The 12,225-nt window shown below is 28.9% G+C and carries 10 protein-coding genes; 5 read left to right on the top strand and 5 right to left on the bottom strand.

Annotated features, from left to right (window positions below; genetic code table 4):
- The 4 genes from ACWXVJ_RS02465 to ACWXVJ_RS02450 all read left to right on the top strand — a co-directional run.
- Positions 1-607, top strand: a 607-nt coding sequence (locus ACWXVJ_RS02465; protein WP_455966437.1) for a hypothetical protein, incomplete at its 5' end; no start/stop codon positions are given.
- A gap of 242 nt (positions 608-849) precedes the next feature.
- A complete protein-coding gene (locus ACWXVJ_RS02460) occupies positions 850-2,001 on the top strand; it encodes a hypothetical protein (protein ID WP_455966436.1) in 1,152 nt (383 codons plus the stop codon).
- A gap of 64 nt (positions 2,002-2,065) precedes the next feature.
- The gene (locus tag ACWXVJ_RS02455; protein ID WP_455966435.1) at positions 2,066-3,316 is read left to right on the top strand and encodes an IdeS/Mac family cysteine endopeptidase; all 1,251 of its coding nucleotides are present in this window, start codon (positions 2,066-2,068) and stop codon (positions 3,314-3,316) included.
- Positions 3,317-3,508: 192 nt separating this feature from the next.
- Entirely contained in the window at positions 3,509-4,981 is a 1,473-nt protein-coding gene (locus tag ACWXVJ_RS02450) for an IdeS/Mac family cysteine endopeptidase (protein WP_455966434.1), read from the top strand.
- Positions 4,982-5,125: 144 nt separating this feature from the next.
- On the opposite strand, the gene ACWXVJ_RS02445 is transcribed toward ACWXVJ_RS02450, so the two are convergent.
- The 5 genes from ACWXVJ_RS02445 to ACWXVJ_RS02425 form a co-directional block, all read right to left on the bottom strand.
- Complete coding sequence (locus tag ACWXVJ_RS02445; protein WP_444704956.1) at positions 5,126-6,502, bottom strand: M17 family metallopeptidase; 1,377 nt, start codon at positions 6,500-6,502, stop codon at positions 5,126-5,128.
- Between the two features lie 17 nt (positions 6,503-6,519).
- Positions 6,520-7,899, bottom strand: coding sequence for a M17 family metallopeptidase (locus ACWXVJ_RS02440; protein WP_455966433.1), 1,380 nt, complete (start codon positions 7,897-7,899; stop codon positions 6,520-6,522).
- 77 nt (positions 7,900-7,976) lie between these two features.
- Positions 7,977-8,645 carry a uracil-DNA glycosylase gene (locus tag ACWXVJ_RS02435; protein WP_444704958.1) on the bottom strand — a complete coding sequence of 223 codons (669 nt, stop codon included), beginning with the start codon at positions 8,643-8,645 and terminating at the stop codon, positions 7,977-7,979.
- Positions 8,611-9,465: a methionyl-tRNA formyltransferase gene (locus tag ACWXVJ_RS02430; protein ID WP_455966432.1), complete on the bottom strand. Its 855-nt coding sequence runs from the start codon at positions 9,463-9,465 to the stop codon at positions 8,611-8,613. Before ACWXVJ_RS02430 ends, ACWXVJ_RS02435 begins: the two co-directional genes overlap by 35 nt.
- A gap of 54 nt (positions 9,466-9,519) precedes the next feature.
- On the bottom strand, positions 9,520-11,580 hold the full coding sequence (locus tag ACWXVJ_RS02425; RefSeq protein ID WP_455966431.1) for an MYPU_1760 family metalloprotease: 2,061 nt from the start codon (positions 11,578-11,580) through the stop codon (positions 9,520-9,522).
- A gap of 96 nt (positions 11,581-11,676) precedes the next feature.
- On the opposite strand from ACWXVJ_RS02425, the gene rsmD reads away from it, so the two are divergent.
- The gene (gene rsmD / locus ACWXVJ_RS02420) at positions 11,677-12,225 is read left to right on the top strand and encodes a 16S rRNA (guanine(966)-N(2))-methyltransferase RsmD (protein ID WP_438340562.1); all 549 of its coding nucleotides are present in this window, start codon (positions 11,677-11,679) and stop codon (positions 12,223-12,225) included.

Below are 12,225 nucleotides of genomic sequence, written 5' to 3'. Positions count from 1 at the left end.
AAAAACCGTTGAACTTGAAACTATTTCTAAATCAGAATTGGATGATTTAAAAGCAGCTATTGAAGATGCAGAAGAACAAATTGAGAATCTAACTCAAAGTAAGGTTGACGATCCTGATAATGCTCAGGAATACGAAGAACTAAAAAAAGAATATGAAGATTTAAAAACAGAGAGTCAACAAAGAAAGCAAAAAGTTGAAGAATTATTAAACTACAAGGCAGATAAATCTGAGTTTCCTAACCAAATAGCAGAATTAGAGCAAGAAAGAACTGATGTGATTGCTCAAATTGAACAAATTAAAATGGATTTGCAAGAAGAAATAATTGATAAAAAAAATGCGGAAGAATTAATTAAAATTTTCGAAGAAAATAAGAGCGAAATAAATAAGAGAATAGATTTGTATAAGAAACTATCGGTGTCTAATTTGATAATTGAGGATATTGATAACCAAATAGCAGAATTGATGAAAAAATCTGATCCTTTAGCTAAAGAAAAACTAGAAAAATTGAATAAAAAGAAGGACCTTTTGTATAAATTAAGAAAGGAAATTAAAGAATTAATTGATAAAATTTCTCAAGAACAATTACAACTTGAAAAATACTTATAATGGTTACTGAATTTAATAAGATGATTTGATAATCATCTTATTTTATTATTTATATTTTTTTAATATTACTAAGATCTAATAAAAATAGAGTTTTACATTTTAGAAATAAATGAATAGAAAATTAAATTTTAATATTTTTAAATAAATAACAATTTTAATAAAGTAGATACACTTTGCAAAAAAAAAAAAAAAACTATGGTATATATTATATTGAAAAGCACATTAATTAAAAAGGGGAAAATATGAAAAGATCTAGTAGAATCTTGTTGTCACTAGCTAGTTTGTCTGTTCCATTTTTCACAACAATAGTTGTAATGTCGTGCAGTAAAGGCATGACTAATAAGCTAGAAAAAATGACTGATAAAAAAGACAAGCAAATTAGCGATGCGAAAGGTTTAGAAAAAAATACCGATAGCCCAAAACCTGAAACTCCTGAGGAAACAATGCCGAATATCGGGGGTAATAATTCAAGTGAAAATAGTCCCGAAACAAGCCCTGAAATAAAAAAACCAGATATACATGAAGATGAATCTAAAACGGATGAAAATGATGGTGATGATCCTAGCGATAAGGATTTTGATCCTAATAATCCCGATGCCAGTGATAGCGAAGAATCAGATGATTCTGGGTCTAATCAAGATAATTTACAAGGCAATGATAATGAAGGCAATAATGAATCCAATAATGCAAATAAGGATGATGTGAAAGACATGATTAAGCCTAATCCTGAAGCAGAAAAATTAGAAAAGGAAATTAATGAAAATGAAAAAATAATTGATCAAAAGAGCCAAGAACTAAAAAATGTTATTAATCAGGAATTAGATGAATTAAATAACGAAATTAGTGAAGCGAATGAACAAATTAAAAATCTTAATGAAGAAAAAGAATTCGATAAGGAAAATGAATCTGTTTTTCAAGAGTTGATAAAAGAATTTGAGGAAATAAAAAAGAATGATGAAAAAAGAAAATTAGAAGTTATTAAACTTTTAACTTATGATCCAAATTTTTCTGAATCTCGTCAGGAAATAATGGAACTTGAAGATGAAAAAGAAAATATAAATACACAAATCATGCAACTTATGGAATTAAAGAAAGAGGAACAAAATAATTCCTTTGATATTGATAATTTAATTAAGACATTTGAAGAATATAAGAAACAAATAGATAAAAGAATAGCGCTTTTTAAGGATTTATCGCTTGCTAATTCTGTTATAATGAATATTGATGACCAATTAGAACAAATAATGACAAAAAACAGTCAAAATAGCGAAGATATGGAGCTAAGTTTAGAATTAAATAATAGAAAAACTAAACTTACTACTTTAAGAGAACAAATAAAAGATTTACTTGCCAATATTTTTCAACAAGAAGAACAATTATCTTTAATTCAGTAAATAGTACTAATGGTAAAAATATAGTTCATAAGAAAATCATCATTTTCAAGGAGGTTTTTCCAAATTGAAGCATAAAAAATCAACATTATTTACTTTTGAGATTATATCAGTAATTTCTATACCAGCAATTGTTTTGTCATGTCAAAAAATAGATGACATAAAACCAAAACCTCAACCTGAACCAGAACCAGCACCAAAACCTACTCCTGTCCCACCTGATCTAAAGCCAACCCCGCCTTATAAACCGCGAAAAACATTGGGTAATGATAGGACACAGCAAATCAAAGGAACAGAATTGGGTAAATTTTTACACAACGAGGAGGTTGTGGAAACTCTGTTTTTAAAGGATGTAAGTCCTAACTTTGCAAAATTTATTCACTATGTTAATCAAAAAGATGGTGTTGATAGCTGATGGTATGCTCATAATGATAATGAAGAAGGATGATTTGATATAAATAAGGAATTTACTCGTGGCGATAACTTTTTATGTGGTGCTATTGTAGTGGTTAATGCTTTACATTATTGAATTAAACAAAATAGGCAATATTTAGATAAATATTTACTAGATCCTAGAAAGGGAGTAATTTCATTTAAAAACTCATTGCAGGATATTACAATTGATTTTCGCAACTTGAATACCTTTGTTAATCATATGGGAAATGATGGAATTCGAACTACAAGAGAAAATAGCGTACTTTTTGAATGAATTAAAAAAGATTATGGTGGTAATGTTGATAAAAGAACTGGGAAGGGCTTTGTTACACCATTTAAATTATTTGATGAATTAATAAATGGATATCCGTACTTTCGCATCGGACCGAAATCGCAACAGTTAAATAATCCAAATAATTGGAGTCTTAAAGCTAACTGAAAAGGATTTTTTAAAGATGTGTTTGAAAGTAATATTTTATCAAATAGATGGTCATTTAGAAATGCACATAGTGCAAAGAATCTAAGTGAAAGATTAAGAAATGAAATAATATCAAATAAGGCACTTGCTATCTCTCATACCTATGGTTCAGTTGTTGTTAATCATATTGTTAATGTTTGGGGAGCTGATTTTGATAAAGACGGGATAGTTAAGGCCCTTTATGTAACTGACTCAGATGATCAGGAAGCCTTCTTTGAACAAGACGGAATTAAAAAACGTCTTGGTATTAAGAGATACAAGGTGAATTTTGATACTCAAAAGGGGAAAGTTTTTATCGGTGCTAAAAAAGAAAATATAGCTGAGGCATTAGATATTTACACTTTTAGTTTAGGAACCACATATTGAGAGCAATACTTTAAGAATTTATCTAAAAATAAGCAATAAAAATTTGGGTTATTAATAAAAACCCGAATTTTTTTCTATGCTTCAAAATGCTTTTTGAGTAAATTTTTTTCAAAAGATGCAAAAAAAAAAAAAAAAACTATGGTATAAATTATATTGAATAGGGCAACAAACATCAGCTAGTTTATTATGTTTTTTGCTTTGTTAAACTAATTTTAAATGAGGTATTCAATATTGAGCAAAAGGAAGTTGTTTTTATTAACTTTAGGCATTATTCCGACTTTATCTATGTCGTCTGTTGTTTTATCATGTCAAAATAGAAATGTTATGGAGCCATCCCCTAAACCAGATTCTGAACAACCACATAATAATACACATATGCATAATCCTAATGAAAATAATGTTGAGGAAAGAATCAATGATTCAAAACCTTTAACTCTTCCGCATAAAAAGAAAAAAGAAGAAAAAAATCCGCAAATTATCCCGGATCCAACTATTAAAAATAAAGGTAACAATACTAATGTTATTCCGCAAATTAAATTAGGTCCCTCTATAAAAAAGAATAAAGAAAATAATATAATTCCACAAATACCGCTCGGACCATCAATTAATAATAAAGCAGATGAACCAAAGAAAATTCCGCAGTTAGAATTAATTCCTGCCCCAAAGTCAGAAGTCCCAAATTTACCAAAAATTCCTTCACCAAACGATAAAACACAACAACTATTGAATACTCCGTTAGGTGATTTTCTAAAAAGTGAAGGTGTAGTTGAAACTTTATTTTTAAAGGGTGTAAATCCTAATTTTAGTGAATTTTTCCATTATATTAACGCAAGCGACGATATCGATAGCTGATGATATGCTCATAATGATAATGAAGAAGGATGATTTGATATCAATAAAGATTTTGACCGTGGTGATAATTTACTTTGTGCTGCAGTAGTTGCAGCAAATGCTATTCACTATTGAAGCATACAAAACAAGGACTATATTAATAAGTATTTAAATGATCCGCAAAAAGGAATAATAGGAAAAAATAATGAAATAGATTTTCGCGAAATTAATAAGTTTCTTGAGGCTAATAATGATAATATAAAAACAAAAACAGAACATAGTCAATTATTTGAAATTTTTAAGAAACTTTATGTCGGGCGCACTGTTTGGCCAGATAAAATTTTTGATACTTATATAAATGGTTATGGTTATTCTAATAGGCAACAACGCAACCAAGAAATTAATTATGAAAAAGGTAAATCTGGATTTCTTGGGTTCTTTAAGGACGTTTTTGGTAAACACTTATTAACGGACCGTTGACATTTTGGTTATGGCGCCTACGCAAAACCACTCTCAGATAGACTTAGACGAGAAATTGAAGCTAATAAGGCTATTGGTATATCTCATACATATGGTAGCGTTTCAATTAATCACATTATAAATGTTTGGGGAGCTGATTTTGATAAAGATGGGATAATAAAGGCTCTTTATGTAACTGATTCAGACGATCCGAGATTTGCATTTGAACAGGAAGGCGTTAGAAAACGTCTTGGTATTAAAAGATATAGAGTTGATTTTAACGCTGCCGATGGGAAAGTATATATTGGAGCAAGAAAAGAAAATATAACGCAAGCACTAGATATATATAGTTTTGGGTTAGGCGTTAACTATTGGGAAGATTATTTTAATAATCAATCTAAAAATAAGTCATAAAAAATTCAGATTAAAAGGATCTGAATTTTTTTATTATTTTGGTATCGTAGATAATTTTGCGTAATTGCTATTCCCAAATCACTTACTAAAAAGTAAGCCAGAGATTAATTTACACAAAATTTTTTTATAATATCCTTATTTATGTTATTTTGATACTAGTTCTGATATTGTTTTAACCATTGCAAACATTGGTTTTTCATTAATATCACATGTCCCGGCTATATCAAAGTGTATATATTCTATATCATTGGTAAATTCTTTTAAAAACATCGCAGCTGAAGAAGAACCAGCATTTCCGGTAAAATCTGTATTTTTTAGATCCGCAACAATTGAACCTTTAATATATTCAGCATATTCATCATCAAGTGGCATTCTTCACACTAATTCATGTTGAATTTTTGCGGCATTTTTTGTATCTTCTCAACCCTTTTTAGTTGTTGATCATACCCCGGTGTATGTGTCACCTAAAGCCATAATCATTGCTCCAGTTAAGGTCGCAACATCAATTAATCTTGTAGCTTTTAGTTTTGTTGCACCATAGTATAAACCATCAGCCATAACTAAACGACCTTCGGCATCAGTATTATTTACCTCAACAGTCTTTCCACTCATTGAAGTTCAAACTGAATCAGGAAGTGAGGCGTCACCATTAACTCTATTATCGGTAATGCACATGATAGCCGCTACATTAGTTTTTGGTTTAGTTTGAGCAATTATTTTCATAACGGCAGCTACAACAGCAGACCCACCCATATCATATTTCATTCCATTCATATGGCGACCGGTTTTAATATTGTAACCACCCGAGTCGAATGTAATACCTTTACCAACCAAAACAGTTTTTTCTTTTGATAATTCGTTACCATTATATTCTATAATAACAACACGTGGCTCGTAAATTGAACCTCTATTAACTGATAGTAGCAGACCCATGTTTAGATTTTCAATTTGTTTTTTGTTTAAAACTGTTATCTTTAGATTTTGATATTGGCTTAGTTCCTCTTGTGCAATTATTGCTAGTTGTTCAGAGTTTAGTTCATTAGGAGGCGTAACGCCTAAATTTCTTGCTCAATTTAGTGCTTCAGATAGAATCACCGCCTTGTTAAAGTGGGCTATTAAATCGCTTGTAGGATTTTGTAAATATAGTGAAAGATTGTTATGATTTTCTTTTTTATAGATGGTTTTTTTATTATAAAGTTTGGCTGCTGAAAAATTTATTCCTTTTGTAAATGCATCAACAGTGTCATAGATACATATTTTGTTATCAACAGGAAATGTAGCGACATCGATTTGATAATTTCTTGCAGCATTTGTAGCTAATGATTTAGCAAAATCAAAAATATTATTATAATTGATTTTTTCTCTTTCTCCCATGTAAACATAAGCAACATTTTCGCTAAGAAATTCTGTAATTGTAAAATCCTTTTCGACAAGATTTTTTGGTAATTTATCACCCTTAAAGACTGCTTTTAACAATAGAAAATCATTACGTTTTTCATCAATTTTTTTAATTAGTTCCATAGTTTTAAATTACCTTTCTATTTTTGCTTTTCAGCTAGTTCAACTAATGTTGAAACTAGGATCCCCAAGCCCATATTTTTTGCATCAGCAGTTCCGGCAACATCACAGTGAATAAAATCAACTTTGTTTGCAAATTCATTCAAAAACATCGCAGCAGAATTGGAATCAGCCTTTGATGAATTATTGTAATTATTTAAATCAGCAATTAGTGATGACTTATTGGTTTTATGAAATTCTTCATGCATTGGAAGTCTTCAAACTTTTTCATGAGCTATCTCTGCTGCTTCCTCAAATTCTTCTCATCTTTTGTCACATGAAGAATAAATACCTGAGTATGTTTTTCCTAGTGCCCTTAACATTGCGCCAGTTAGAGTTGCTACATCAACAATCAAAGAAGCGTTTAGCTTTGTGGCACCATAGTAAATTCCGTCAGCTAAAACTAAGCGTCCTTCAGCATCTGTATCAGTAATTTCGACAGTCTTTCCACTCATTGATTTAATAACAGATTCAGGTAGAGTTCCATGGGTATCGATAGCATTATCGGTTAGCATCATGATTGCAGCTACATTTGCCTTTATTTTTAGCTGTGCAATTGATTTTAGTGCGTAGGCTACGATGGCAGAACCTGACATATCAAATTTCATCCCATCCATATGGTAACCTTTGGTGTTATATCCACCTGTATCAAAGGTTATGCCTTTACCAACATAGACAAATTTTTCTTTGCTATTTGGATTTCCGTTGTATTCGGCAATAACAACTCTTGGCTCATATGAAGAACCAGCATTAACAGCTAACATTAGACCCATTCCTAGTTCTTCAATTTCAGCCTTATTTAATACTTTAATCGATAATCCTTCAACTCCTTCGAAATCCTTTTTAACTTCATCAGCGATTCACTCACTTGTTGCTATGTTAGGTGGTGTGATTTGCAGATTACGTGTTTTTGAAACATTTTTGGAAATTATCGTTAATTTTTCGATATATTCAGCATAACTATTTTCTTCAAGAAAAAGTGTTAGTTTAATTTCGCTTTTTTCTTCTTCATTCTTATTTTCACATTTTTGTTTAGCAGAATATAATTTTGCTCCGTGAAATTCCATTCTTGTTATAAACGCTCTTAAAACTTCCTTAACAGTCAAAAAAGGAAGATTTGCAAATGATAAAACATCAATCTGATAACTTCTACGTTTTACATTGATAATATGATCAACCACTTTTATAAAACCGTAGTAATCCTTAATGTCTTTTGAAACATAAATATAAGCAATATTTTTATCAAAGTTTTCGCTAATAAACAAATGAGTTTTTGCTACGCAAGAACAAAATTCTTGTCCCTCATAAGCAACTTTTAATAACATATTTTCATTACGTTTTATTTCGCAATTCGATATCATAAAGTCTCCTTATTAATAAAAAAATACTATTTACATAATAGTATTCTTAAATTATAATCATTTTTAGTTTAAATATATTATTTTGTACTTCAATCAATTTCATTCTTTCCTAGCGATATAAGTTTTTCATTTATTCTTTTAAATATATTACTATTAAAGAAACCCCGCCAACAAGATAGAGGTGAAGGGTGCGCCGTTTTAAATATATATTCTTCCTTAATATTTAGAGTTTTAATAAAGTTTTGAGCATCGATTCCCATGGCTAGAAATAAAATCCCATCATAATATGAAAGAATTTCTCTTATAAGATTTAAGTTAAATATTTCTCAACCTTGATTTTTGTGAGCTTGTGTTTTGTTTTTGAGTGTTGTTAATATTGTATTTAATAATAAGACGCCTTGATTTTTTCAATTTGTAAGATCATTGCTATTAAATTTAATTTGGGGATAGGAATTTTTGATTTCCTTAAAAATATTTTTCAAGGACGCAGGCGTTATTTTATTTTTTGAAGAAAAACAAAGCCCGTCGGCATTATCATTTGTAGGATAAGGGTCCTGTCCTAAAATAATGAGTTTTATATTACTAAAATCAAAATTTGTAAAAGCGTTAAAAACATTATTTTTTGATGGTACTAGATCTTCATTTTTTAATATAATTTCAATCTTTTTTCAATATTCTTGTTCTTTTTGCTTAGCAAGAAAATTTTCAAAATTAAAATTCATGTTTAACTTTTTTCTTGCCTTCATATTGGTATTCAATTAGATATAAATAACCATCTGAAAACCTTATTTTTATTGGTGTTTGGATTTTGTTTTTTGTCGCGCGATAAATTTTTAACCTTTTATTATTAATAATTATGAAAGCGCCTGGCTGATCATTGAATGCCCTTATTTTATTTAGTGCTTCTTGACAGGTTAATGTTTCAAAAATTTCAGCTTCCTCATTTTGAATTTTAGGAGCAAATGTTACTAGATTTTCATCTTGAATTTTTCTTGTGAAATCATTATTGTAAATTTGTTGCAACCAATTACCAATTACTTTTGAAGTTTCTAAGCCTAGTCTATCAAATAGTTCAATAGCGCTGTCTTGTTCTGATATTTCAATTTCTAATGTTTTTAAGATATCACCTGCATCCATTTTATCAATCATTTCAATCAAAGAGATTCCGGCTTTATTATCATTGTTTAAAAGCGTATATTGTATCGGCGAAGCTCCACGGTATTTCTCTAATAAACTGCCATGAACATTTAAGGGTAGTTTATTTGGTAATTTTAAAATGCTGTTTGGAATAAATTGCCCGAATGATGCTGTGATAAAAAAGTCAAAGTCAATTGCTTTTAGTTCTTCATAGATATCTTTGATTTTTTCTGGTTGGTAGAGTTTAATATTGAATTCATTAGCAAGTTGCGCAATTGGGGTTTGTAATACATTTTTGTTTCTATCAAATTTTTTGTTTGGCTGGCTAATTAGACAAGAGACTTCAAAACGTTCATCTTTTATTAATGACTTAAATATTGTTTTTGAAAATTCGGCGGTTCCAGCTAAAACTAATCTAATTTTTTTCATAAAAAAAATTATACTTGATATCTTAAATAAAAATAAAAGCTAACAAAAGTTAGCTTAATAGTTTTTAATTGTATAGTAATATTTTTTTGTTTCATTGTTTTGGTTGATGCTAAAAAGTTCATATTGTAAATTGTTTATAAAATTTGATCTGTTATTTCGATATGTTGTGGTGCGGCGCTTATTATTTTTAAATCTAGCATAGAATTTTTTGCCGCTATTATTTCATACATTATCATTTAATAATGAAATAATTTCCTTATTATCCTTTTTATTCAGGTCATATGTGCCGTTGTTATCAAGGTCAACTCATAATTTAACATCAAACTTCTTATTTTTAAATTTCTTATTAAGAATATTCCTATCTATATTTTTAGCAAAATATGAAACATATTGATATTTGTCTTTAAATAACTTTGGATATACTCATGATTCATCATAGTAATCTTTTTGTTTGTTATCTTTGATATCAAAATAGTATATAGAATTTCAGACCTTTTTTGTTGTAAGATTATAATTTTGCAATTTATAATCAATTTCCAGAGTATTATTGTTATCATTTAGGTCTACAAAAATTAGTTTAGATTTGATACGATTTTCTTTCTTTTGTTCAATAATTTTTTGTGGTAATTCAAAATATCCACCTAGATTAATATTCTTTGAATCGTTATTTTGAATATTATAATTTGCAAAACTTATAAGTTCTCCTCAGCCCATTAGGTCAACATAAGCTTTGAACAAACCTTTATGGTGCGAGTTACCAACATTTGCAAATGGACGCTCATATTCATTTGTTCTAATATTATAAATACTTGAACGGAAGTTTTCTAGTTGGTCTTTAAAAACTCAATTGGATGCAAATGTAGCTAATTCATTTGAATTTGAAAAATTACCTTTTCTCAAGATAGCGATGTTTTTTAGGATATCATCACCAGCAGCATTAAAAATTAATTCACCAGTTCGATTGTTTTTTCGAAAATAAAAATAGTTTTCAAATTGGCTTCGATTAGAGTTATAAAACCAAGCATTTGGCCCTAGTGAAAGCTTAATTATTTCTCTTGGTACAAGCTCAGTAAATGAGAAAAGATATCTTATTGATTGCAAATTAGTTGGTTCAATAAAAGAAACATTTTGATATTTATTATTATTGAAATAAAACCTTCTAGAATCAAGAGGTTCATATTTTTTAGCCTCAAGAGGTGTTATTTTAACGTTTGCTATTCTAAAAAGTTCATTGGCACTATAAAACTTGTAAACTGGTAATTGGTCTTGGTCATGCAGAAAATCTTGACTATTTCTTAATAAAAGTTTATTATCTCTTGTGTTATCATAGTTTAAATTTTTACGAAATTCATTCAAAAATTTAGCATTATTTGTTTCTATATGATAATAGTTGTGATCACCCTCATATTCAATAAGATCACTGTTTGCAAGTTCATCACCCCTTTTTATTGATTTATTATACATATTATCAATATGATGAGTGTATTCATGCATTAGAGTACCAAAAATAATTTCAATTCTTTTTTCTACTGGTTGATTCAAAAGTTTTAGATTGTTTTCAACTATTTTATTTACAAAGATGTACATTTCGCGATTTGCAGGAAAATAAGCCCCGTTAGTTCGATCTTCTTGCAATTCATCATTTGGCACATTTATATTGATTCTTTTAATTGCGTTTATTTCTGGACCATAAAGTGCCCTTTGTTTAAACATTTTATTTAGTAAAAGCATTCCTTCTTTTCCTAGATAATAGACAGGTTCTCCGTTTGGTTTTCTAGCAATTGGTTTTTCGACAAAACTTAAATTTCCCACTTTAAAATTTGGATTAAGTTCTCTTGATGAATTGCTTGTTTTTCTATTAAAAATAAGGGCATCATCGCTTGTTCTTATTTCAAAAGGAATATTATCTTCGTTTAATGATGTTTTGCTTAAATCATTTTCTGAATTTCGCAACGGAACAATCCCTTCATCAATAGCGCTACCATCTAATTTCTCAAAAACTGCTTTATAACCAAAATAACCAGCCGTGGCAATAAAACCTGCTGATATAGCAAAAATTGATAAACCTAGTAGAAATTTTTTTCCACTAGGTTTTTTCTTTTTTTCTTCTAACATAAGCCTCCAGTTTTTGAATATTATATTTTTTTAAGGCATTTAATAAATCAATATTAAATATTTTACTCTTATTTTAAAGTTATTATAATTATTAGTATGTTAAGAATTATAGCCGGAAAATACCGTTCAAGATTATTAAAACAACCTTCCTCTAAAACAACAAGGCCAACAACTGATAGAGCAAAAGAGGGCATTTTTTCTTCAATTCAATTTAATATTGAAGGTCGTGAGTTTCTAGATTTGTTTTCTGGATCTGGTTCATTTTGTCTTGAAGCCTTATCTCGTGGAGCAAAAAATGCCACATGTGTCGAAAAAGACTACGAAGCATATAAAATAATTATTGAGAATAAAAATAGTCTTAAAGAAAGCAATTTGTTAATTATTAATACTGACGCATTATCTTTTTTGTCCAAAAATAAGGATAAAAAATATGACTTTGTTTATTTAGACCCACCCTTTAGGGAAAAAGAATTGCTTGTTAAATGCATTGATATATTAACTTTAAATAATATGATAAATTCTAATGGAAAGATTATTATTGAAACTGATTGGAATAATTTCACATATAAAAATAATCATTATGAGGTAGTAAAACAAAAGAAGTATGGAAAAATTTTTATTTACTTTATTGAAAACATAAAGTAA

The sequence above is a fragment of the Mycoplasma sp. 773 genome, assembly GCF_053851515.1.
The sequence above is the reverse complement of the archived record's forward strand: the minus strand, read 5'-3'. Positions and strand labels throughout refer to the sequence as shown.